The organism is Gemmatimonas sp. (assembly GCF_036405635.1).
Classification (GTDB): domain Bacteria; phylum Gemmatimonadota; class Gemmatimonadetes; order Gemmatimonadales; family Gemmatimonadaceae; genus Gemmatimonas.
This window is the reverse complement of sequence record NZ_DASWXE010000198.1, coordinates 1-24,129: the sequence shown is the minus strand read 5'-3', so window position 1 is coordinate 24,129 and position 24,129 is coordinate 1. Positions and strand designations below refer to the sequence as shown.

The window sequence follows — 24,129 nt, the reverse complement described above, 5'->3', positions numbered from 1 at the left end:
CGTAGCGCAGTATTGTCACCTCCCTGGCGCACATTGCCATGGGGAGGGCGTCTTTGACGACTTCTCTGCGCCAATGCCAATTCCGACGCCGTATCCTGCCTTCCTCCTCTGTGCGCTGCTGCTGACGGCCTGTGGCAAAGCCGCCGGAGCTGATGCTGACACTTCCGCAGGGTCAAGCGATGCGGATTCGGCCGCGGCGATTGCCGATGATGCCTCGCGACCCTCGATCGCACTGCCGGTCGTCGCGGACGATGCACGGAGCGGCGATCTCGTGCTCCGGATCTCCACGATCGGGCAGGTGCGCTCCGACGCGGTTGTGAAGCTCAAGGCGTCGGTCGAGGGCACGGTGGCCACACTACTGGTTCGCCCTGGACAGGCGGTGAAGCAGGGCCAGGAAGTGATGCGACTCGATGCATACCCATTCGAGTTGGCGGTGCGTGAAGCACAGGCGCGATCGGATGAGGCCGAACAGCGCTTTCTCGAATCGTATGTACCCGAGTCACTGGTGACCGGGCGCGGCCCGACGCCGGAGCAACGACGGGCGCTGATGAACAAGGCGGGGCTGTCGGGTGCGCGTTTGCAGCTCGAGCGCGCGCGATACGAACAGGAACGATCCGTCATTCGCAGTCCGGTCACCGGAACGGTCGACCTGATCGATGTGTCGGTGGGTGAGAAGCTGTCGGCCGGACAGGCGTTGCTCACGATTGTCGATCTGCAGCATTTGCGGATCGATGCGCAGGTGTTGGAGCACGACCTGTCATTCATTCGGGTGGGAGGAGAAGCGACGGTCTCGAGTGCCGGCGCACCGGGGCGCACCTTGCAGGGACGCATCGATGCCGTGTTGCCCTTGGTCGATTCCGTCACACGGGCGGGCCGTGCGGTTGTGCGCGTGCCCGGTGACGGGCGATTGCGTCCCGGCATGTACGCGGATGTATCGCTCGAAGCCAACCGGCTGACTGGACGACGTCTCGTGCCGGCGCGCGCCGTGATCGAGCGCGATGGTCGTCCGCTGGTGTTTGTCGTGCGGGATGGCCGAGCGCAGTGGACCTACATCCTGCCCGGTCGCAGCAACGGACGCGAAACCGAAGTCCTGCCGGACTCCGGTAGTGGAGAGATCCCGATACGTGCGGGAGATCAGGTGATCGTGGATGGGCACCTCACGCTCACCCACGATGCGCCGGTACGCGTGGTGAAGCCCGGCGCGTCGCGGAACTGACGTCGTGAGTCTCGCGGCCTCTGCCGTCCGCCGTCCGGTCGCCACGGTGGCGGCCATTCTGGCCGTCCTGCTGCTCGGATCGGTGTCGCTCACGCGATTGCCGGTCTCGCTGTTGCCCGATGTGTCGCTGCCGGTGCTCACCATTCGCACCACGTATGCCAGCGCCGCTGCACCGGAGGTGTCGCGTTTTGTCGCCGAACCGGTGGAGGCGGCGATCGCCGCGACACCAAGATTGGTCGAGCTGCGCAGCGTGAGCCGGAACGGTACCGCCACCACCACGGCGCGATTTGCCTGGGGCACTGACATGCGTGGCACGGTGCTGACCGTGCGCGAGCGTCTCGATGCGGCGCGGGGCCAACTGCCGGCAAGTGCTGAACGCCCCACTCTGCTGACCAGTGATCCGGGGGAGCGGCCCATTGCGGTGCTCGCGGTTCGTGGCGTGGAGTTGCGCAGTCTCGCACGAACCGCCGCCGATGTGCACGCTAGACGGCTGGAGCAGATCGCCGGTGTGGCCAGCGTTGCGGTGGTCGGTGCGCCCGCCGATGAGGTGCGGGTCACGCTTGATCCGGATCGACTGCGCGCGCTCAATCTCACACCAGAGGATGTCGCAGCCGCCATTCGTGCGCAGAACGTGACGGGGGCGGGCGGCACGATCCGGCGCGGACAGTTCCGCTTCTCGGTCAGGTCGCTGACGGAGTTCCGGTCACCGGATGAGCTGCTCGATACACCCATCGGTCCGTTGGGCAGTCATCTCACATTGCGCGATGTGGGCACGGTATCGCTCGGGTTGGCCGAACCGGAGACGCGCACGCGGCTGGATGGCGTGGACGCGGTGGGCCTCGTGGTCTACAAGGACGCGGGCTCCAACACCGTCGCGGTGACGAGCCGGATGATGGAATCGGTGGAGCAGCTGCGCCGGGAGTTTCCGGCGCTGGGCATCACGGTGGTTGCCGCGCAGGCTGATTTTGTCACCGACGCACTGTCCAATCTTGGGCAGGAGATCGTCGCTGGCGGCCTGTTGTCGCTGTTGGTCATTCTGCTCTTTCTGCGCGACTGGCGCATGTCGCTGGCCATCGGGCTCACGGTGCCCCTGTCGGTGCTGATGGCCCTGGTGGTGCTGCAGGCGCTGGGCGTGTCCATCAATGTGCTGTCGCTGGGTGGGCTCGCACTCGGCACGGGCCTCCTGGTGGACACGGCCATTGTTGTTGCCGAATCGGTGGGACGCCGGCGCACCGAAGGCATGGGACTGCTGGAGGCTGCGGTCACCGGCACCAATGAAGTGGCCGCGCCGCTGTTTGCCGGCACGCTCACCACGGTGCTGGTGTTCGGACCAATCATCTTTGTGCGCGGACTGGCCGCGGCGCTGTTTCGCGACCTCTCACTGAGTGTCGTGACGACCGTGGCGGCCAGCCTGCTGTTGTCGCTCACGCTCATGCCGGTGATGATCGTCGGGCGCCGTCGTGCGGGAGCCTCTCAATCGGTGCTCGCCCCCAGCCGGCCTTCACCACTGGGACAACGACTCGATGCGTGGGGAGCGTGGCTGTCGTCGCGCTATGAACACGGCATGCGCTGGTCGCTGCAGCATCCCCGGGCGGTATTTGGCATGGCGCTTGGCGCGCTGGCGATCACGGTCGTGCTCATCATGCGTTTGCCCAAGGAGATTCTCCCGCGCGTCGACGAGGGCGTCATTGTCGCGGACCTCGCATTGCCACCGGGTACGAGTCTGGACGCGACGACAGGGCAGGTGGCACGGGTCGAAGCGGCGGCTCGCACGCTGGGCGCGCGCGATGTGTACGCGCGTGTCGGCAAGGCAACGGATGAAGAGATGTTGGCAGGCGCAGATCCCGGCTCGAGCGCCACGGCCCAGTTGATCGTGCGTGTGCCCGACGGACGTCCGGCTGCAGATTTTGCGCAGGCGCTGCGGCGGGCATTGCCCGACCTCGCGAACGGCGCGTTGGCCATCGACCTCGCGGGGCAGTCCGAGTTTGGTTCGCTCATCGGACGCGAAGGGCGATTGGTGCGTGTGGAGCTCTCGGCGGCCTCTCCAACGGAAGCGCAGCAATGGGCCGACTCGGTGCGCGCGCATCTCAAGGGCATATCTGCGCTCACCGATATCCGGGACGCCTATGCGGCCACGCAGCCGGTGGTGGAGATCTCGCTCGAGCGCCACCGGTTGGCGGAGCGCAACCTTTCGCCGCAGCAGGTGTCGGGAGCACTGGCTGGTGCGTTGGGTGGTGTCGCGGCGAGCGAGTTGCGCGAAACCGACCGTCGCACGCCCATCATGGTGCGCTATGCGGGGCTGGCCAACGAAGACCTGGAGATGGCACTGCGCACGAGCGTCGGCGGGACGCCGCTCGGGCCGTTGGTGCAGGTGCGGGAGATGCGCGCGCCGGTGGAGGTGGTACGCATTGGACAGCGACCGGTGTCCATCGTGGAAGGGCTGGTGGAAGAAGGTGGCACCGCCCGCGCCACAGACGATGTCGTGGCACGCATGGAGTCCATGCGCTGGCCCGGCAGTGTGCGCTGGACGGTGGCAGGCGCCGATGCGGAACGGCAGCGCACGGAGCAGGAGCTGACGTTGGTGGCCGTGCTCGCGGCGGCGCTGATGTTCCTGGTGCTGGCTGGCGAGTTTGCGTCCTTCACCATCCCGCTGGTGGTGATGTGCACGGTGCCATTGGCGGGTGCCGGCGCCATCGTGTTTCTCTGGCTCACCGGACAGTCGCTCAATGCCGTCAGTCTCATCGGCATCGTGGTGATGATCGGCATGGCCGACAACGAAGCCGTCGTGAAGCTCGACACCATTCGTGCATTGCGGGAGCAGGGCATGCCCTTGCACGACGCCATCCTCGAGGGCGGTGCACGGCGCTTGCGGGCGATCGCGATGACCAGCATCACGACCGTCACCGGCGTGTTGCCCTTGGTGTTCGGATGGGGCTCCGGTGGGGCGTTGTACCAGCCTCTCGCGGCGGGCATCATCGGTGGCAGCATCAGCGCGCTGCTCGTGACGTTTTTCCTGCTACCCACGGCCTACGCGGTACTGGAAGGGCGTCGTGAGGAACGGGCCGTACGACGCGTGGCTGTCCGGACCGGCGCGGGACCGTTGGCGTGATTCGCTTTGCGACATCGCGGCCTGCCGTGGTGTGGGCGATGTGTGTGGCGCTGCTGTTGGCGGGCGCCCTGGCGTTCATGCGCCTTCCGCTTGCCACGCGCACCACCGTCGAGTTGCCACGATTGTCCGTGAACGCCGTATGGCCCGGTGTCGCGCCCGAAGTGATTGAAGCCTATCTCACGGCGCCCATGGAAGCGGCGGTACAGGGCGTGCGTGGTGTGAAGCGCATCTCCAGCGTGAGCAGCGATGGCGTCGCCGCACTCACGGTCAGTCTCGAAGAACGCGCCGATGTACAGATGACACGACTCGCGATTCTCGAACGGCTGGACCTGCTGCGCACAGAGTTCCCGCCTGGTGTGAGTCCACCGTCGGTCTCGAACCATGTGCCCGAAGGATTCGAAGAGCTCCCGTTGCTCTCTTTGCTGGTGTTCGGTCCCTACACACCGGGAACCCTGCAACGACTGCTGAACGAACAGGTCAGCCCGAAGCTGGCCGGTGTTCCCGGAGTGTCTGGTGTGGCGGTGCGCGGAGGATCGGACCTCGGCATCGCAGTCACCTACGACGCCTCGCGTCTTCGCCAACTGACAATCTCCCCAGCGAGCCTGCGCGATGCGCTCGGCAGCGCGCGCCTCGTGCAATCGCTGGGCAGTGTCACCCGGAATGTGGGTTCCGTCAACGAGACGGTGCAGGCGGTCGTGCTGCGTGATGAACCGGGCACGCTCGACGAACTGGCCCAGTTGCCAATCGTTGCACCGGGAGGCCGGGTGTTCCCCCTGGGCCAGCTGGCGTCGATCCGGGCCGAGGAGGATTCGCGTGGGCGTTTCTTTCGCATCGATGGCGAGCCGGCGGTGGCGCTCGATGTGACGCGCAGCCCGGGGGCCGATGCCATTCGGACGGCGGCAGCACTGCGGGCGGCGGTGGCAGAACTACAGTCGTCGCTCCCGACGGGCGTGCGTTTGCAGGTCGCCAATGACGAGAGCGTGGATCTGGCGCGTGACCTGCGTGATCTCGCGCGTCGTGGAGCGATTGCCTTCGTGTGTGTTCTGCTGGTGCTGTTGCTCCTGTTGCGCAACGCCCGTGCTGCAGCGGTGGTCATGGGCACCACCGCTGTGGCACTGACTGCCACAGCCCTCACGCTGTTCATCTTCGGCATTCCGGCCAACCTGCTCACATTGGCTGGCATGGGGATGGGGGTCGGCGTGCTGGTGCAGAATGCGGTGATCGTCGTGGAGCGATTGACGCTCGCCCCGGACACACCGGATGGGCGGGCCGGAGCCACCCAACGCATTGCGCCTGCGGTGTTGGGCGGCACGCTCACCACCGCGGTGGTGCTGTTTCCGTTTCTCTACCTGCAGGGCAATGCCCGGGCCGCGTTCGTTCCGTTTGCGCTGGCGTTCGTCGTGGCGCTGGTGTGGAGCGTGTTTACCTCCTTGTGCGTGGTGCCCACGATGGCTCGAGGGCAAACCGCACGCCGTGCGCAATGGATGTGGGCCACGCGCGCGTACAGATGGGTGGTGCGGGGACTGCTGCGCTGGCGATGGCTCACACTGACTGCCGGTGTGGCGGTGCTGGCGGTGATGACGTGGGCGTTCATCGAGAAGGTGCCGCGTTCATCTTTCAACTGGTTTGGCGGACAACGCACCACACTGGCCGTGACGATCAGTTTCCCCCGCGGCTCCGACCCCGCCACGCTCGATCAGGCGATGCGGGACTTCGAGACGATCGCCACGAGCGCACCGGAAGTGGAACAGGTGCGTTCCGAGTCCCGCACACCGATCAGCGCTTCGATGCGCGTGTTGTTCACGCGCGCGGGCGGCTGGACTTCTGCGCCGCTCATCATGCAGGAGCAACTCACGCAGCGCGCGGTGTTGGTGGGTGGCGCCAACATCTCCGTCATTGGAGAGGGGCCCGCGTTCTCCAGCGGTGGAGGAGGGGGCAGCTTCTCCAACTTCCGCATCCAGGTGCGAGGGTTCGCGTACGATGGTGTGTCGGAGGTGGCGAACGATCTCAAGGCCCGCCTGGAGCGTATCCCGCGTGTGCGTGATGTGCGCATCACGAGTGGAGGCTGGGGGCGTATCGAGCAGAGTTTCCAGGTGACGCTGGAACCAGATCGTCACGCGCTGCGGCGGTATGGTGTGTCGGCGGAGGCATTCACCAATGCCGTTGCCCGCGAGGTGCGTGGACCGGTGGGCGCACAACGGGTGGTGATCGGGGGTGAGGAGCTTCCGGTGACGCTCAAGGCCGCCGGTGCCCGCGATCGGTCGCTCGCTGAGCTGCAGGACGCACGGCTGCCAACATCTTCCGGGGCGCCGGTGCGCATCGGTGATGTGTCGGTGGTGGCCGAACAGGAGGCGCTGTCGACGGTGGTGCGCGAAGACCAGCAGTACGTGCGCCAGGCGAACTACGACTTTCGCGGACCACCGCGGCTGGCAAACCGCACACACACCGCCTTCGTGAAATCGCTGACGGCGCCCCCGGGCTACGCCATCATCGACCAGAGTAGCGGATCAGGCTTCACGCAGGACGAAAGTGTGCGCGGGCTCTGGCTCGTCTTCGGCATTGGCGTGGCGCTGGTGGTGCTTGCGGTCGCGCTCGTGTTCGACTCGGTGTGGGGGGCGGCCCAGGTGTTTCTGTCACTGCCACTCGCGCTCGCTGGTGTGGTGGCTGCGTTCTGGATGACCGACACGGCATTCACGCGCGAAGCTGCGGTGGGCGTGATTCTGGTGGTGGGTCTGGCGGTGAATCAGTCCATCCTGCTCGTGGATGCGGCGCTCGAACAGCGCCAGCGAACGGGATCCCTGCATGCCGGGCAGGTGCTGCGCGCTGCGCTCGACCGCTCCGGCATGATCGTCATGGTGACCTTCGCCGCGCTCGCTTCCCTGATTCCGCTATCGGTCGGAGCCGGGTCCGACACCCTCTTCGGGGCGATCGCTCTGGCCACGGCCGGTGGTACGGTGGCCGGGACCATCGGCGCCATGTTCTTTCTGCCGGCCATGCTGGTCGGACACCGGCAGTCAGCGCGGCGCCGGTGGCGCTTCGGTCGCCGCCGCCCGCACAAGGACTAGGTTACAAGCATGGCCACCATCGCGTATCTCGGCACGGGGCTGCTCGGCTCCGGCTTTATCGAAGCCGCGCTCGGTCGCGGCGACTCCGTCACGGTCTGGAACCGCACGCCGGCGAAGGCCGCCGCACTCACGGCATTCGGCGCCACCGTCGCTTCAACGCCCGCCGACGCCGTTCGAGGCGTGGATCGGGTGCACCTGGTACTCAAAGACGACGCTGTCGTCGACGAGGTGATTGCGGCGCTGCGGCCCGGACTGGCTGCCGGCACCATCATCGTGGACCACACCACCACGCAGCCCGAACTCACCGCGCAGCGGGCAGCCCGCCTTGCAGCGGAGGGTGTGTCCTATCTGCATTGCCCGGTGTTCATCGGACCGGCGGCGGCCCGCCAGGCACAGGGCATCATCATGGCGTCCGGGCCCAAGGCGCTGTTTGAATCGGTGCGGCCTGCGCTCGAACAGCAGGCGCAGCGGGTGGTGTACTGGGGTGAACGCACCGACCTGGCGGCCGCCTACAAGCTGATGGGCAACGCCTTCATCATCGGACTGGGCGCGCTGGTGTCGGACGTGTTTACGATCGCGGCCGGCACGGGGGTGGAAGCGCCGGATGCCCTCAAGCTGCTCGAATTCTTCAATCCCGGGTCGATGCTGCAGAATCGCGGGAAAAAGATGTCGGAAGGGGATTTCGCCGCGAGCTTCGAGCTGGTGATGGCCCGCAAGGACGTTCGTCTCATGCTGGAGACGGCCGGAGCGCGCCCGCTGGCGGCGCTGCCGTCCATCGCCGCGCGGATGGACGAGGTGATCGCTCAGGGCCTCGGCGCCGAGGACTTCGGGGTGATTGCCCGGGACGCGCTACGCCGCTAGTCTATTCCGCCTGACCCCAATCGAGGCCACCCGATGCCGTTTTTCAGTCACCCCGTGAACGCCGATTGGCTCCTGCCGATCATCAAGATCCCCATGATGCTCATGTCGGGGATCTTCAGTGTGATTCTTGCTGTGGGCCCGATCGGCCAGATTGCCTTCATCGCGATCTTCATCGCGCTGTATGCCCGCAATATCATGGGTCCGGCTCGTCCCTGATTCTGGTGGTCCAGAAGTGCTGAGCCCGCTCCGACAGGTCGTCGTGGCGGGCTCTGTTGTTTTGGCGCCTCCTGCGCGGACCATTCGGCCCACGCGTAGGGCGGACGAAACGAAATAGGGCCTCCGGGGTGTCCAACTGTTCGACAGCGTGAGCCTCGTCACCCATGACATCGCTTGGGTGGCCGTCGGCCTCTGTCGTTCGTTCACCGTTTGCATCGCCCAGCCCACGTGGTCCAGCTGACCGAAACCCTGCAGCGTCACCTTGGTGACGACTTCGTCATCGAGCGCGAGCTCGGCGGCGGCGGGATGTCGCGTGTGTTCGTGGCCTTCGACCGACGCCTCGATCGGCGGGTCGTGGTGAAGCTGCTGCGCCCCGAGCTCGGGGCAGGCGTGAATGCGCAGCGATTCCGCCGGGAGATTCTCACCGCGGCGGCGCTGCAGCACCCGCTGATCGTGCCGGTGCTCGATACGGGCGAACTCGATGGCGTGCCCTACTTCCTGATGCCGTTCGTGGAAGGGGAATCGCTGCGGTCGCGATTGCAAAGAGGCACGCTCACCGTGGTGGAGACGGTGCGCATTCTGCGTGATGTCGCACGCGCACTCGCGGTGGCGCATGCCCGCAAGGTGGTGCACCGCGACATCAAGCCGGACAACGTGTTGCTCGCCAACGACGCGGCGGTGGTGGCGGACTTTGGCGTGAGCAAGGCGTTCGCGATTGCGCGCCATGAACACGATGCGCGCATGATCGGCAGCAACCACTCCGGTTCCACGACCACGGCCGGCGTGTCGCTGGGCACGCCCGCGTATATGGCCCCCGAGCAGGTGGCGGCCGATCCGCAGGCATCATTCCCGATGGACATCTATGCGGTGGGCGTGCTGGCCTACGAGATGCTCATCGGAACGCCGCCGTTCACGGGGCGTTCGCCGCAACAGGTGATGGCCGCGCACATTACCGAGCTCCCGGTTCCCATCGAGGAACGGCGCGCCGACCTGCCGCCGGCATTGTCGGCGCTGGTGATGCAGTGCCTCGAGAAAGATCCGGCCGCGCGTCCTGAGAACGCTGCAGCGCTGGTGACGGCGCTCGACGATCCGCAGGTGATGAGCGGCAGCTTCACGCCGGTGGGCGAAGGCAGCGGCGCAGTGGAGGCGCTTCGGGCGCTTACGGGCGGCCAACGTTCGACGCGTGGGTCGCGTCGGGTGCTGTGGACGTGGGCTGGCGGCGCGGTTGCGGTGCTTGCCGTGCTCACGGCGGTGTGGTGGTCGGGCTTTCGTGATGGCAGCCGCGAAGCCGCCGATGGTGCTTCGTCCAGCGGGGTGGCCGCAGCCAGCGGCGGGTCTTTGATGGCCACCGCCGACACCGCTCCATCAGTGGCGGTTCTGCCGTTTGTATATCTCAGCGGCGACAGTACGCAGAGCTTCACGGCCACGGCGATTGCCGACGCGATCACCGATGCTCTCGCCCGGGAACGCGGGTTGCGCGTGAGTTCACGTTCAGCGGCCGAGTCGCTGCAGCGCCGCATCGCAGCCGGCGACACCGCGCGCATGCCCGTGCAGACGCTGGTGGAAGGTGTCGTGGAAGTGGAGGGCAATCGGGTGCGCCTGTCCGTGCGTCTGGTCAATGCGGCCGATGGGTTCACGCTGTATGCCGACCGCGTGGAGGGCGAGCGCGGGAATCTGTTTGCACTGGAAGACGACGTGGCCAATGGCATGCGCGACCTGCTGCGCGCGCACTTCCGTCTGCCGGCGGCGGATAGCATCGGTCGATAGCCTCGGCGCGTAGTCGGCGGTTGTCGGGGGAATCCGCACAGCACAAGCGGAATTCACCTGCTGTCCTGAAGCGCCTCGCGTGGCGAGCCTCAGGACCATGGGCATTACAAGAAGGTTCTGGTGCGCGCGTGGCATCGCACTGACGCTGGGCGTGAACGTCGGCGTCGCGTCCGACGTGCACGCGCAGGCAGCGACACCAGATTCCATGCCCGTACGCATGCCATTCGTGGTCGGCGAAGTGCTCGACTATCAGGTGCATGTGTCGCTGGGCGGAAACATCGGGCGTGGGCAGATGCGCGTCGAAGGCCCGCTCATCGAACAGGGGGTGACGGTCTGGCGCCTCGTCTCCGAAATGCACGCACGGCGTGCCTTTGTACGGGCCAGCGATCGCAGTACGTCGTGGGTGGATGCCGCGCACCTCGCCACACGGCGCTTTGAGAAGATCGAGCGCAGCCCACTGGGCAGCGGTACCGAACGCGTGGAAATCGATGCCGCAGCCGGTGTGTGGCGTGGTGTGGACGGTCGCGACAATCCGCTGGCGTCGGAGCAGCCACTCGACGAGCTGTCGTTTCTCTACTTCCTGCGCACACTGCCACTGGACCGCGAAGGCACGTTCAACCTCACACGTCACTACGATGCGGCGCGCAATCCCACCCTGGTGAGTGTGGGAGGGCAGGAAGTCGTGCAGACCGCGATGGGCACCTTCGCCACGCGCATGGTGGTCATGCACGTGCGCGACCCGAAGCACTACAAGGGGATCGGATTGATCAAGGTGAACATCGACCTCTCAGCGTGTCGCCTCCCGGTGCGCATCGTGAGTCGCATGCCCATCGTCGGCACGACCACGCTGTCGCTGATTTCCCGTGCTGCGCCCGGTGGGGCACCCGGGGATACCGGCACGGGCGTGTGCACGGAGTCAGCAAACCCCTGACGACGTTGCGGGCTGGAGCCTCACGAAACTTCCAGTTCCGCCTGACCGGATTTTCGCATGACAATGGCGAATCTCATCTCCAGAGGCGGCTGACCTGCCTCTTTCTCGATAGACACTGGAGATGGCACCATGCGGTCCTTCAATCCTGTCCTGCTCGTGGCGTCCGGCGCACTGATGCTGATCGCGGCCACGCCCAATGCGGTGAATCCCCTCACGCTGCGCGAAGGCAGCCGGCTGTGGTTCGAGGGCACGTCCACGGTGCGCTCGTGGAGCTGCACGGCCGACCGCATCGACGCGGCAATCAACGCATCGGAGACGGCGGTGTCGGCTGCGGTACTGGAAGGCCGCAAGGTGGAAGGTTCGGTGTCGCTGGACTTTCCCGTCGCAAAGCTCGAGTGCAAGAACGGCACGATGAACGAGCACATGCGCAAGGCGCTCAAGGCCACCGACAATCCGACCATCCGCTTCGCGCTCGAAGGTTACGACCTGACCAAGGCATCCACGGTGAATGGCTCGCTGCGTGGTTCGCTGCGTATGGCGGGCGAGGACAAGCCAATCGCTGTACCCGTGCAGTTCGCGCCGGCGGATGGCGGGCTTCGGGTCACCGGCAAGGTGCCGCTCAACATGAAGGAATGGGGCATCAAGCCACCCACGCTCATGCTCGGCACGCTCAAGGTCGGTGAGACCGTCACCGTGAACTTCGATCTCCTCCTGCAACAGTGAGTTCCGGTCGTTTCCCCTCTCCATCAATCGAGTTCCCTTCGATTCCCGGTATCTGATCATGACCCGTTCACGTTTCTTTCTCGCCGCGGTGATGAGCGTCGCGCTCTCGCCTCTTGGCGCACAGACCGCCACACCACCGGCGGATACATCGAAGTCCTCGCAGCGCAAACTCACCATTCAGTATCTGCGTCCGCAGGACCAGCGCGGCATCAACATGTTCGAGACGCCCAAGGTGGCGGGCGCCGAGTACAATGGGTTCGCGATGCAGTTCGGTGCGGCGTTTGCGCAGCAGTTTCAGGGACTCACGCACCAGAACACTGCGGACTCGGTGTTTCAGGCGGCCGTGCCGGCTGTGCCAGGCAACGCGGGCACGCCATCGGCCGCGAACAAGAACCGGTTGATGGCGATCAGCAACGGCTTCAACAACGCCACCGCCAATCTGTACATGCATGCGCAACTGGCGCGCGGTGTGCGCATTCAGCTCACGAGTTACCTGTCGGCGCGCCATCACAATGAGACCTGGGTGAAGGACGGTTTCATTCAGATCGACGAGTCGCCCATCGATATTGGCTTGCTCAACACGATCATGAAGTACACCACGGTGAAGATAGGTCACTTCGAGGTGAACTATGGTGACTTTCACTTCAAGCGGTCGGACAACGGCCAGGCGCTGTACAATCCGCTGGTGGGCAACGCCATTCTCGATGCCTTCACCACCGAAGTGGGCGCGGAAGCCATCGTGCAGCACAAAGGTCTGCTTGGTGTATTCGCCCTGACCAACGGCGAGATCCGCGGCAACATCACGCGGCCAGCGGACCGTTCGCCTGCCGTGATGGCCAAGCTAGGCTTTGACCGGGAGCTCAACGAGGACGTGCGTGTGCGCCTCACCGGTTCGTGGCGCAATCAGGGCAGTGCGATCAGCAATACCCTGTACGCAGGCGATCGCGCAGGCGCGCGGTACTATTTCGTGATGGAGAACTACCAGGCCACGGAGTCGGCCCAGCAGTACTCGGGCAACATCAACCCGGGCTTCAGCGACAAGTCGAGTTCGTACATGATCAACCCGTTCGTGAAGTTGCGCGGGCTGGAGCTGTTCGGCATGGTGGAGAAGGCCAAGGGACGCGCGGCGCCCAACACCAACCCCGTACGCGAAGTGAATCAGTACATGGCCGAGGCGACGTACCGACTGCTGCAGGACGACAAGCTGTACCTGTCGGCGCGATGGAACCGCGTGAACGGCGACCTGGGCGGTCTGAACAACGACATCAAGGTCACGCGCGGCAATGTGGGTGCGGGTTGGTTCATTGCACCGACGCTGCTGCTCAAGGGCGAGCTTGTGAATCAGACCTACGACGGCTTTGCCCGTACGGACATCCGCAACGGTGGCAAGTTCAAGGGCTTCATGCTGGAGGCCGTGACGGCGTTCTGATTCGCGACCGCTAGGCAGGCAAAACGCCCCGTCTCTTCAAGCGAGACGGGGCGTTCGATTGTCTTGCGTGCTGTCGTTGATCAGTAGATGTGACCGTCTGAAGACGTGACCACGCCGCTGCGGGCTGTGAGTGTGTAGCGACGCGCGGTGGGCGCCGACCAGCGACCAAGATCGAACGTGCTGCCCGAACCCACCAACTGCACATCCACAGGTGACAGATCGAGTGGCGTGTTCGCCTTGCAGGTGCGTGTCGCCGTCGTGTCCACGGACACCAGGTAGGCGCCGTTGCCCGGGCCGAACACGGTGGCGATGCCATCAGCGTTCACGCCCACCGCCGACTTCTCGTCCACGGCCAACGCGCGCGGCGCCGTCGCGGCGCCGTCCTGCTGCAGGCGGGCCAGAAACACCAGCAGGCGCCCCATGCGATCACGGACGGCGAAGTGCGAGTCGGTGATCACGTTGCGCAGCACGGGCAGGGTGAACAGCGACCGCGAGAGCGTTACCGATGCATCGTAGGGGCTTGGCAGCACCTTGGCCGACGTGGAGGACTCGTTGAGGGCGGAGTAGACGTGTTCACCGAGCACCGCCAGGCCCGCGCTGGTCCCGCCAACCGGATAGCCCGCCGTGATGCGGGCATTCACCTCACGCTGCAACGAGGTGCCACGCCAACGGGTCTCGTACGTGGATTGGTCACCGCCGGCGATGAACACCACCTCCGCATTGCGAATGGCCTCCGCGATCTCCGGGCGCTCCGCCCCTTCGCGCGAGAAGATCACGAAGCTCCGCACCGAGTGCGCGCCCATGTCCATGAGCATGGTGTGGTAACCATTCGAGCCGCTGGAGCGCAGCACCACCACGTCACCGAAGGCCCCGCCGGCCTGGGTGCCACCCTGTCCAAGCAGCCACTGCATGCCGGGTTGGATATCGGTGCCACCGCCGGCGAGGTATGCGCCGCCCTTCGGTGTGGTGCGCACGTCGGACGTGCTGCCCGAATGGTAGAGCGTGAATCCCCGCACGGTGTCGGCGCGTGCGCTGTCTGCCGGCGACCGGGGCGAGGACGAGACCGGGGCCGCTTCGGACGGAGTCCGCGAGGCCGCACAGGCACTGGCCGTGAGCAGCAGCGCCAGCATGGTCGAGACGCGCAGGGGGCGTGACTGGAGAATCATGATCGCAGCCGAGTGATGGGAACCGCTGGACGGGAGGCGGTTACGGGTGCACCTATTGGGGCCATCCGCTGGTGTGGATGCCGTGATGCGCCGTGTGACAACATAGTGCCGGCGTTCCATTGTCGTTGCCCTCCCTCCCCACTCCGCATGCGCCTGCTGCGAATTGCACTCGCCTGTTGTGCCATGATGCTGGCTTTGCCCAGCACGGCACACGCCACCTGGTCCGTGATTGCCGTCGATATGGCCACGGGTCGTGTGGTCATCGCGTCCGCCACCTGCGTCGACCGCGACGACATGTTCCTCATGGGCGTGCAGGCCGTGGTCGTTCCCGGATTCGGGGTGGCCGCCTGCCAGGCCGGGGTGGATGGCACCCACGCCAACCAGATGCTGGTGTACCGGGAGCTCAAGGCCGGCACCGATCCCAAGCGCATCATCGAGATGCTGTCGGCTGATCCCGCGTTCCAGAGCCGGCAGTTCGGCATCCTGGACCTCAAGGGTCGATCGGCCGGCCATTCGGGGCTCTCGAACGGCTATGTCACGCAAGACATCCAGGGCCAGGTTCCGGGCACCCAGATCTTCTACTCCATTCAGGGCAACATCCTGCGCACGGGCGACGTGGTGCCCAACGCGGTGAAGGCCTTTCTGCACACCACCGGGTCGCTCACCGACCGGGTGATGGCCGCACTGGAGACGGCCGACCGGTTTGGTGGTGACAGCCGCTGTGTGTGCCCGCCGCTGCCGGCCGACAACAGCCGCCCGATTAATCCGTGCGAAGGCCGCACGGCGTATGTGGCGTACATGCTGATGGCCAATTCCAACGACACCAACGGCGATTCGCACAACAATGGCAAGTACTCCATGTATCTCACCGTGGCGCAGCCGGAGCAGGGTGGCCCCAATGCGATCAAGCCGGGCGAGAATCTCAATCCGGTGAAGACGCTGCGCGCTCGCTATGACGTGTGGCGCAAGACGCAGCCGAGGGACTTCAAGTGAGCCGCGTCTTCGGATGGTCCAGCGTTGGGCATGCGGTGCTGACCGGTGCTCTGTTGTCGGTTTGTGCGACTGGCGCTGTAGCGCAGGCCTCGGGTGGAGCACGACCGGCCGCTGCGGCTCCCGCCGCACAGCCACCCCGGCCCCCCGCGCGAGCACCGATGCGCACGATGGCCCTCACATCACCCGACTTCACCGATGGTGGTGCGATTCCGGCCATGTTCGCCCAGACGGGGCGCGATGTGTCGCCCGCGCTCAGCTGGAGTGGTGTGCCCGATTCCACGCGCAGCTTTGTGCTCATCGTGCACGACGCCGACGCCCCGATGGGTGATGGGCTCGACGACGTGCTGCACTGGATGGTGTGGAACATCCCTGCCGCGGCCACATCGCTGCCACGCGGCGTCGCACAAGGCACGATGCCCGACGGCATGCGACAGATCAGCGTGAGCGGACCGTACTATCGAGGGCCAGCAGCGCCCAGCACGGGGCCGGCGCATCACTATGTCTTCGAGCTCTATGCGCTCGACATCCCGCTGAACGTGGCCGCCACCGGCATGGCGCCGGCCGCAACACGCGAGGCGGTGATGCGGGCGATGGCGCAGCACATTCGTGGCAAGGGCGTGATCACCGGAACGTACCGGCGTCCCGCTCCCTGACAGGTTCGCACGACAAGATGTAGCCGGCACGTGACACGTGTGTGACGTGTCAGTGTCGGCTTTGTTGTTCGGCGCGGTGAATGTCTCGGCACTCATGCGAACTCCGCATGAGCACCCACCACCGGATCACCGTCGCCATGCGCGTTCCCGCCCTTCAGTCATCCATTGCTGCAGCCCTCTCGTGCGGGCTGCTGTTCGCTGCTTGCAGCGACTCCTCCACCGATGCGCCGTCGGTGGAGCCTGTGGGACTCACCAATCAATCGGTGACCCCCTCCCTCGTGCGCTCGCTGGTGTCGGGCGTCGAGATCTATAGCCTCATCGGGAGTGACGACAAGCTGGCCGGTTCGCCGAACTTCGTGTTCGGTGGTTCGGCTGACGGGTCCGGCTTCATGCGCCACGCGGATGGTTCGTTCACCGCGCTGGTGAATCACGAGGACAACTTCGCGGTCTCGCGCGTGAAGTTCGACAAGTCGCTCAAGCCGATCTCGGGCGAGTACATCGTCAACTCCACCGCCGGTCGCTATCGCCTCTGCTCGGCCACGCTGGTCACGCCGGAGATTCACGGCTTCGGTCCGCTGTACATCACCAACGGTGAAAGCAGTGAAGAGTCGGAAATCCTCGCGGTCGATCCGTCGGGCCCGGCCAACACGCCGCGTTATCTCGCCGGCCTCGGTCGGTGGAACACCGAAAACTCGGTGCCACTCCCTAAGACCGCGTTCCCCAATCGCACAGTGGTCGTGATCGGTGACGACGATTCCGGCGCGGAAGGTGGGCAGCTCGCGTTGTACGTGTCCAACACGGTCGGCGACCTGGAAAACGGCAACCTGTATGCTCTCGCGCGCTCGGACAACAACACGCGTGAGCGGGACATGGTCATTGGCCAGACCTACCCGGTGCAGTTCCGTCAGATCCAGAACCAGCGCACGCTAACGGGCCGTCAGATCAATCAGGCCACGGTGGGCATCAACGCGGTGCGATTTGGTCGCGTGGAAGACATCGACTATCGCAAGGGCACTGCCGCGGCCAATGCGCGCGAGATCTACTTCACAGTCACCGGACAGAACAACTCCGGCGTAAATGCCGACTACAGCCGCAGCAAGTACGGCCGGGTGTATCGCGTGAAGTTCGATGAATCGAGCCCGCTGCAGGGCACCATCGAAGTGATCCTCGATGGTGACGATCGTACGGGCCCGGCGCGTCAGTTCCAGAACCCCGACAACATCTACGTCGGCGAGAACTACGTCTACGTGCAGGAAGACGACAACGGCTACGGCGACGAGACCCATGACGCCTACGTCTACCAGTACAACATCGCGACGAAGGATGTCCGTCCGGTGCTGGAACTCGACCACCGTCGCACGCAGGCCGACGCGGCGATCTACAACGCCGAAGGCGCGCGTCCGGCTGGCAAGGCGGGTTGGGAGTACGGTGCCATGATCGACATCTCGGCCGAGGTGGGTCATGCCAACACGTTCATGCTGTCCATCCAGCCGCATTCGTGGCGGGCGCCCAAGTATGCGGGCGTGGACGGCGGCACGGTGCGTCTTTCGGAGAATCAGGCCAGCCAGCTGGTCATCGTGAAGGGCTTGCCGCGCTGAGCGCGGCATTGATGCAATGAAGACACTGCGATGGACCATTGGTACCATCGTCACGTTCGCGGGGCTGGCAGCATGCAGCCCCGCGAATGGCGATGGGCAGGGAACGATGGCGGCCGCTGCACGGGCCGCCCATGATGCAGGCGATGCCCGCGCGATGCAGGTCCGGGCACTGTGGGTGGCGCAACTCGATACGCTCGATCGACGTCTCGCAGTACTCGACACGGCGGTGCGTGCGTACGCCGCTGCACCGCGTGACAGCAACGCCCACACGCACGCGCGGGCCCGGTTTGCCGAGGCCCGGCAGAGCTTCAAGCGCGCAGAACTGGCGATCGAGTACTACACGCCTTCGGCGGGACGGGAGCTGAACGGGCCGGCATTGCCCGAAGTGGAAGACGGGGAAGGCCCGGAGGTGGTGCTCGAACCCACGGGTTTTCAGGTCGTCGAAGAGATGTTGTTCGACGATGAGGCCGATGAGGTACCGCCGGCGCTGGTCCAGGAAACGTCCACGCTGCGCGTCATTGCGTCGCGGGCCGGCACCATGCTCGGAGCGCAGGCCGTGACCGACGACCGCGTGTGGGATGCCGCCACGCTCGAGATGGCGCGCATTGTATCGCTGGGCATGGCCGGCTTCGATTCACCGGTGGCAGGGCTCTCGCTGTCAGAGGCTTCGGCTGCGCTGGAGGGTATCGCTACTACGCTGGCCGTATACCGCGCTCCCGATGCGTCGTGGCAGGCACTGGATTCGCTGGTGAACGGCGCGCGCGCTGCGCTGAATACGACCACGTCGCGTGATGCATTCGATCACTTCGACTTCATCGTGCGGCACGCGAATCCGATTGCGCGCGAGATCCGCGCTCGTCGGGTGGCACTGGGCATCGGCGCGCCCACGGAAAGGCGGGCGTTCCGTCTCGAAGCGGCCACGCTGTTCGACTCGGCGGCGTTCGATGTGCTGGCCTTTGCTCCGGTGGACGCCGAGCCAGGCACTCCGGCGCAGGAACATGTGGGCGAGCAGTTGTTCGCCGATCCACGCCTGTCCGGCGACGGCAAGCGTGCCTGCACGTCGTGTCATCTCTCGGCGAACGGATTCACCGATGGGATGCGGGTGAATCGCACCCGCGGTGGCGCCCCACTCCTGCGCAACACCCCCACGGTGCTGAACAGTGCACTCCAGGTGGGGGCCTTCACCGACCTGCGCGTGACGTATCTCGAAGACCAGATCACCACGGTCATCGAGAACGTGGATGAGATGCATGGACATCTCGACGAATCGGCACGCCTGCTGACGGCGGATACGACGCTGCGCCGCACCCTGCAGGAGGCATTCCGGGGCACGCGTCTGGCGAGCGATTCTGCGGTGACGGGCGCGCAGGTGCGTCACGCACTCGCCACCTACCTTCGCAGCCTCACGGCGATGAACAGCCCGGTGGATCGCGCGCTGCGCGGGGATACCGCGGCCATCAACGCGGAGCAGCGGGCCGGGTTCAATGTGTTCGTGGGCAAGGGCAAGTGTGCGACCTGCCACTTCCTGCCACTCACGAATGGCACCGTGCCGCCCATGTATCAGAAGACCGAGGTGGAAGTGCTGGGTGTGCCGACGGCACCCGTCACCACGCATGGGCGCATCGATCCGGACGAAGGCCGGTTTCGCATCACGCGATCCGCGCCACACCGCTATGCGTTCCGTACGCCGACCGTGCGCAACGTGGCACTCACCGCGCCGTACATGCACAACGGTGTGTATCGCACGCTCGAGTCGGTGGTGGACTTCTACAACCGCGGTGGTGGCGCCGGGATCGGTATCACACTCGAATACCAGACCCTGCCGGCGGACACGCTGGGTCTGACGGCACAGGAGCAGCGTCAGCTCGTGGTGTTTCTCCGTGCACTGACCGACACGAGTCGCGTCGGTCGCCGCTGAGCTGATCGCACGGGAACTCACACACCGTCATCCTTGTGCGTCTGCTGTTGTGTACGGATACCTATCCGCCGTTGATCAACGGGGTCAGCGTCGTGACGGCGCTGACCGTGGATGGACTGCGGCAGAGTGGCTGGGAATGCCTGGTGGTGACGCCGGGCGCCGATGATCGCGGTGTGTCACACCATCAGAGCACCGACGGTGTAGAGCAATTGCCGGCCGTGGCGTGGCGTGCGTACCCGGATGTGCGTGCCGCAGTCGGGCAGCGCCGCCGGGTGCGCCGGCTCATTGAAGAGTTCCGGCCGGATCTCGTGCACTGCTCCACGGAGTTTGTCGTGGGCTGGTATGGTCGGCAGGAAGCACGGCGCGCCGGACTGCCGTATTGCACCTCGTATCACACCGACTTTTCTCTTTACACCGCCGCTTGGGGAGTGCCGTGGCTGCGGCGGCCGGTGCAGGGGTGGATCCGGCACTTTCATCGGCATGCCGCGCGCGTGTACACGCCATCGGCATGTGCCCGTGACGACCTCCGCGCACTGGGGATTCGCGAGGTGGAGGTGTGGGGTCGGGGTGTGGACGTAGATGTCTTCCGTCCGCGGATCGCAGCACGTGAGCACGCAGGCGTCTCGCGTCCCTTCCGGTTCCTCTACGTGGGCCGCCTCGCACCAGAGAAGAACATCGAGCTGCTTATCGATGCGATGGCGTTGACCCAGGCGCGACACCCAGACCAGGCCATGGAGCTGCACATTGCCGGCGATGGCCCGAGCCGTGCAGCACTCGAGCAACGTGCCGCTGCGGCACCTGGCGTCACCGTGCGATTTCTGGGTGCACAGGATCGACGCCGCGACCTGCCGGAGACCTACGCCGACGCTGATGCATTTGTGTATGCATCAACCACTGAGACGCTGGGGCTGGTGGTGCTCGAGGCGATGTCCGCAGGGCTTCCGGTCGTCGCAGCGCCGGCCGGTGGTGTTGCTGAACATCTGCTGCACGACATCAACGGCCTGGCCTACGCGGCAGGGGATGTCACGGCCTGTGTGGATGCCATGTCGCGTTTGCTCACCAGCGCCCCCCTGCGGGCACGTCTGGCGGCGGGTGCGCGCCGCACTGCCGAACAACGCTCGTGGGAGAGCGAGTGGAGACGGCTCGACGCGAGCTATCGGGAAGTGCTGGAGCGCTCGCGCGCGTCCCACTAAAGCCGAAACGGCCGCTGAAGCGTGCGATAGTCGTCGATCAGTCCATCCCAGATGGCATCCCATCGCTTCGAGCCCGCAAAGGCGAGTGCCTGTGCGCGTGTGGTCATGCGGGCTGAAGGATCGGCGAGCAATTGCAGCACCGTGTCAGTGAAGGCCTGCGCGTCGCCAGGGCGCACCAGCCATCCGCGGTCGGGGGCGAGCTGCTCGCGCGTGGGACCCACGTCGGCCCCAATGACCGGCGTGCCAGACGCCATCGACTCGAGCAGCACGTTGCCGAACGTGTCTGTGGTGCTGGGGAAGAGCAGCACATCGCTCGACGCGAACGCTTCGCTCAATGCATGCCCATCGAGGCGACCCGTGATGAGCGTGCCGGCCGGTGCGGAGGCGCGCACGGTCTCTTCGTACGGACCATCTCCTACAATGAGAAAGCGCACCCGTTTGGGGCAGGTGGCATGCAGCTGCTGCATGCACGCCAATACCACGTCGAGCCCCTTCTCGAGACCGAGGCGGCCGATGTACGACACGACCAGCGTGCTGTCATCGGCATTGAGTTGACTACGCAGCGCCGCCGATCGGTGAGCGGGATTGAAGCGCTGGGCATCCACACCACGAGACCATTCACGGCAGTCCGTGAAGCCGTGTGCCTCGATCTCCCGGATGATGGCCTGCGTGGGGCAGTACGTGCGCAGGCCGCCATTGTGAAACCAGCGCAGGTAGTGCCAACCGGGCTCGGCGAGCATGCCCAGTCCGTAGTGCTCTGCGTAGGCGGTGAAGCTGGTGTGATACGAAGACACAAACGGCACATCGAGATCGCGTGCCACCGCGCGACCAGCAAGCCCGATACCGAACTCGGTTGCCGCGTGCACGATGGTCGGCTGGAACTCCTCCAGTTGCCGCCGTACCTCACGCCGAGCGGGCCAAGCAAGTCGCAACTGGGGATACGCCCAGAAGCGCCGGCCTGGATAGCGGTCCACGGTGGCATTCGTCGCAATCGCGTCGGGTGCGACGGCTTCGTCATCGTCGGACACCGTGAAGACACGCACAGCACCGTCGCGCTCCTGCACCGCGTCCACCAGACGGGCCAGCGTGCGTGCGACTCCGTTCACCTGTGGCGTATACGTGTCGGTGAACAGCGCGAGGCGCAACGGTGTGGAACGGTCGTGGTTCATGTGCAGAGAGAGCGGTACGTGATGGCGGTGCGCGCGCGCGTCCAGTGGCGCAGCGACTCGTGCACCGAGGCCGCCGTGATGGGATGGTCCAGGTCCTGCGGATGCACCCCGATGCGTACCAGCGGTGCGTTGCGCAGCCAGCGACGGTGCCAACCGGCCACCATCTGGGAGAGACGTGCGCGCATATCCGTGCGTCCGCTCCAGCGAATCACCGGTGCCGCCTGCACACCGGCGGCGTGGTGAATGCCGACAACATCCTCACTGCAACGCACGCGTGGATACTGCTTCGTCAGCTCCTGCACGACGGCATGGGTGCTGGCCGGAGCCAGCCACGCGGGCGGCACGAACCCAATGGGGTCGAGCCCCAGCGCGATCAGGCGGTCGAGTCCACGCACGATGCGTTCCTCGGCGATCTCGGGCGACAACGTGAGGAACTCGCCCTCATTGGCCGTGCGGCCGAGTGCTCGCCACTCGTCGCGCCAGGTCCGCGGTGAGCCGACCTCATCGTGCCGTTCGCCATGGAGCAGGATATCGGCGCCCGCGGCCTGCGCATCGAGTAGCCACCGCACAAAGGGTGCGTGCTGTTCAATGGGCCAGGCACCGTGCCAGTTGGGCACGACGAATAACGCCGGTGTGATCTCCACGGCACGGCACCAGTTCCACAATCGATGCACACCGTCTTCGAGTGCCGGCGTCACGTCGTGAATGGAGAGCAGCAACTGACCAGGTGCCATCTTCGCAGGCATCGTGGACGTGATCATCGCCCACGAAGGACGTCGTCGTACACGGCGAACAGCCGGTCGAAGACGGTGGGCCAGTCGTGCTCACGCTCAGCGAATAATCTGCCCGACCGGCCCATCCCGTCGAGATCACCCCTCAACAACGCGATCGCTTCCTCGGCCAGCGACGCCGGCTGGTGTGGCACAAAGAGGCGACCGGCGCCACTCGCACGCACATGGTCCGCGACACCCCCCGCATCGGCCGACAGCACCGGCGTGCCGCTGGCCAGGGCTTCCAACGCCGAGAGGCCGAAGGTCTCGACGGCACCTGGCGCGACATACACATCGAGCGCGGCGAGCAGGTCGGCGAGTGCCCCACGGTCGTGCTGGAACGGCAGGAAGAACACACGCGATGCGTAGGGGTGCGCCTCGAGTCGTGGTGCCATCGGGCCCGCGCCGGCCAGTACCAGTCGTGCCCCCGTGGCGCGCTCCACCGCGGGCCACGCATCGAGCACCACGTCGAGATCTTTCTCTCGTGCGAATCGCCCCACGAAGCCCGCCAACGGCGCATCGGGCAGGCCATGTCTGGCGCGGGTCTCTTCGCGTGATTCACGACGCAGCGGCGTGAACGTGCCAAGGTCCACACCAAGGGGCACACGGGCAATGCGATCGATTCCCTCGCGGGCGAGATCGCGTGCCGCCGCATCCGACGCGACGATGGTGACCGGGAACAGCGCATCGAGGCGCCGCATGTAGCGCCAGGCGGCATCGTGCACCAAACGCTGCGCTGGCCGCCACGCGCCGGCCCGCGGTGCAAACATCTGCGGCAGGTTGGTGTGGTGGAAACACACCAACGGCACATCGAGCATGCGCGTGGCATGTCGCACGATCCACGGCACGATGAACGGGCTGCCGATCTCGATGAGATCCGGACGCTCATGCTGCACGATGCGCGAGATGGAGCGCGTGGCGAGCATGAACCGGTACGGACGTTGCCGCGGGATCGGCGGTCCGGCGAGGCGATAGGTGCGCACGCCTTCGCCATCTTCCACACCATCGCGTGCCCCGGGTACCAGCATCACGTGTCGCAGTGATGGGCGTGCGGCCACGTAGCGGGCCTTCTCGAGCAGGTACGTGCGAATGCCGCCGCTCGTATCGCCGAACCATTCGGTGACGTCGAGGACGCCCGTAGTGGCGGACGGACGCAGGCGCGACGGCAGCGTGTCCGTCCGCAGCGTGAGTCGCGCGTCGAACGGGAGTGCCGTGCTGGTCACGACCTGCAGTCCATCAAATTGTCCGTCCTGCGGTCCATCGGTGGCGCATCGAGATGGACGTCAGGCGAGCAGGGGATAGGCCGTGATCAGCGCGATGGCCTGACCCACGAGTACGTCACCCGGATAGTG

The 24,129-nt window shown here is 65.7% G+C and carries 18 protein-coding genes; 14 read left to right on the top strand and 4 right to left on the bottom strand.

The features are described 5' to 3' along the window. Window positions 1-73 precede the first annotated feature (73 nt). The 9 genes from VGE27_RS15535 to VGE27_RS15495 all read left to right on the top strand — a co-directional run bounded on the left by VGE27_RS15535 (window position 74) and on the right by VGE27_RS15495 (window position 13,317). The gene (locus VGE27_RS15535) at window positions 74-1,216 is read left to right on the top strand and encodes an efflux RND transporter periplasmic adaptor subunit (protein ID WP_331050584.1); all 1,143 of its coding nucleotides are present in this window, start codon (window positions 74-76) and stop codon (window positions 1,214-1,216) included. Window positions 1,217-1,220: 4 nt separating this feature from the next. Next, window positions 1,221-4,325 carry an efflux RND transporter permease subunit gene (locus VGE27_RS15530; protein ID WP_331050583.1) on the top strand — a complete coding sequence of 1,035 codons (3,105 nt, stop codon included), beginning with the start codon at window positions 1,221-1,223 and terminating at the stop codon, window positions 4,323-4,325. After that, on the top strand, window positions 4,322-7,390 hold the full coding sequence (locus VGE27_RS15525) for an efflux RND transporter permease subunit (RefSeq protein WP_331050582.1): 3,069 nt from the start codon (window positions 4,322-4,324) through the stop codon (window positions 7,388-7,390). The genes VGE27_RS15530 and VGE27_RS15525 overlap by 4 nt, the downstream gene beginning before the upstream one ends. Before the next feature lie 9 nt (window positions 7,391-7,399). Beyond that, a complete protein-coding gene (locus VGE27_RS15520; protein WP_331050581.1) occupies window positions 7,400-8,251 on the top strand; it encodes an NAD(P)-dependent oxidoreductase in 852 nt (283 codons plus the stop codon). 33 nt (window positions 8,252-8,284) lie between these two features. Further along, the gene (locus VGE27_RS15515) at window positions 8,285-8,467 is read left to right on the top strand and encodes a hypothetical protein (RefSeq protein WP_331050580.1); all 183 of its coding nucleotides are present in this window, start codon (window positions 8,285-8,287) and stop codon (window positions 8,465-8,467) included. 228 nt (window positions 8,468-8,695) lie between these two features. Then, entirely contained in the window at window positions 8,696-10,234 is a 1,539-nt protein-coding gene (locus VGE27_RS15510; RefSeq protein WP_331050579.1) for a serine/threonine-protein kinase, read from the top strand. A gap of 79 nt (window positions 10,235-10,313) precedes the next feature. Next, window positions 10,314-11,165 (top strand): DUF3108 domain-containing protein, encoded by an 852-nt coding sequence (locus VGE27_RS15505; RefSeq protein WP_331050578.1) that lies wholly within the window; start codon window positions 10,314-10,316, stop codon window positions 11,163-11,165. A 129-nt stretch (window positions 11,166-11,294) separates the two neighbouring features. After that, window positions 11,295-11,888 (top strand): YceI family protein, encoded by a 594-nt coding sequence (locus tag VGE27_RS15500; RefSeq protein WP_331050577.1) that lies wholly within the window; start codon window positions 11,295-11,297, stop codon window positions 11,886-11,888. 58 nt (window positions 11,889-11,946) lie between these two features. Next, window positions 11,947-13,317 carry a hypothetical protein gene (locus tag VGE27_RS15495; protein WP_331050576.1) on the top strand — a complete coding sequence of 457 codons (1,371 nt, stop codon included), beginning with the start codon at window positions 11,947-11,949 and terminating at the stop codon, window positions 13,315-13,317. Window positions 13,318-13,397: 80 nt separating this feature from the next. Here the strand turns inward: VGE27_RS15495 and VGE27_RS15490 are convergent, their stop codons facing one another. Continuing rightward, on the bottom strand, window positions 13,398-14,483 hold the full coding sequence (locus tag VGE27_RS15490) for a cyanophycinase (protein WP_331050575.1): 1,086 nt from the start codon (window positions 14,481-14,483) through the stop codon (window positions 13,398-13,400). Window positions 14,484-14,630: 147 nt separating this feature from the next. Here VGE27_RS15490 and VGE27_RS15485 point away from each other — a divergent pair, with 147 nt between their 5' ends. From VGE27_RS15485 to VGE27_RS15465, 5 genes are all read left to right on the top strand, one after another. Further along, entirely contained in the window at window positions 14,631-15,476 is an 846-nt protein-coding gene (locus VGE27_RS15485) for a DUF1028 domain-containing protein (protein ID WP_331050574.1), read from the top strand. Window positions 15,477-15,634: 158 nt separating this feature from the next. Next, window positions 15,635-16,129, top strand: coding sequence for a YbhB/YbcL family Raf kinase inhibitor-like protein (locus VGE27_RS15480; RefSeq protein WP_331050573.1), 495 nt, complete (start codon window positions 15,635-15,637; stop codon window positions 16,127-16,129). Between the two features lie 107 nt (window positions 16,130-16,236). After that, complete coding sequence (locus tag VGE27_RS15475) at window positions 16,237-17,727, top strand: alkaline phosphatase PhoX (RefSeq protein WP_331050572.1); 1,491 nt, start codon at window positions 16,237-16,239, stop codon at window positions 17,725-17,727. A gap of 16 nt (window positions 17,728-17,743) precedes the next feature. Further along, on the top strand, window positions 17,744-19,645 hold the full coding sequence (locus tag VGE27_RS15470) for a cytochrome c peroxidase (protein ID WP_331050571.1): 1,902 nt from the start codon (window positions 17,744-17,746) through the stop codon (window positions 19,643-19,645). A gap of 35 nt (window positions 19,646-19,680) precedes the next feature. Beyond that, window positions 19,681-20,838: a glycosyltransferase family 1 protein gene (locus VGE27_RS15465; RefSeq protein ID WP_331050570.1), complete on the top strand. Its 1,158-nt coding sequence runs from the start codon at window positions 19,681-19,683 to the stop codon at window positions 20,836-20,838. Here VGE27_RS15465 and VGE27_RS15460 read toward each other — a convergent pair. The 3 genes from VGE27_RS15460 to VGE27_RS15450 are packed head-to-tail and all read right to left on the bottom strand — an operon-like array spanning window position 20,835 to window position 24,000. Further along, on the bottom strand, window positions 20,835-22,007 hold the full coding sequence (locus VGE27_RS15460) for a glycosyltransferase family 1 protein (protein ID WP_331050569.1): 1,173 nt from the start codon (window positions 22,005-22,007) through the stop codon (window positions 20,835-20,837). The genes VGE27_RS15465 and VGE27_RS15460 overlap by 4 nt on opposite strands. After that, window positions 22,004-22,768: a polysaccharide deacetylase family protein gene (locus VGE27_RS15455; protein WP_331050568.1), complete on the bottom strand. Its 765-nt coding sequence runs from the start codon at window positions 22,766-22,768 to the stop codon at window positions 22,004-22,006. The genes VGE27_RS15460 and VGE27_RS15455 overlap by 4 nt, the downstream gene beginning before the upstream one ends. Further along, entirely contained in the window at window positions 22,765-24,000 is a 1,236-nt protein-coding gene (locus VGE27_RS15450; RefSeq protein WP_331050567.1) for a glycosyltransferase, read from the bottom strand. Before VGE27_RS15450 ends, VGE27_RS15455 begins: the two co-directional genes overlap by 4 nt. Window positions 24,001-24,129 lie beyond the last annotated feature (129 nt).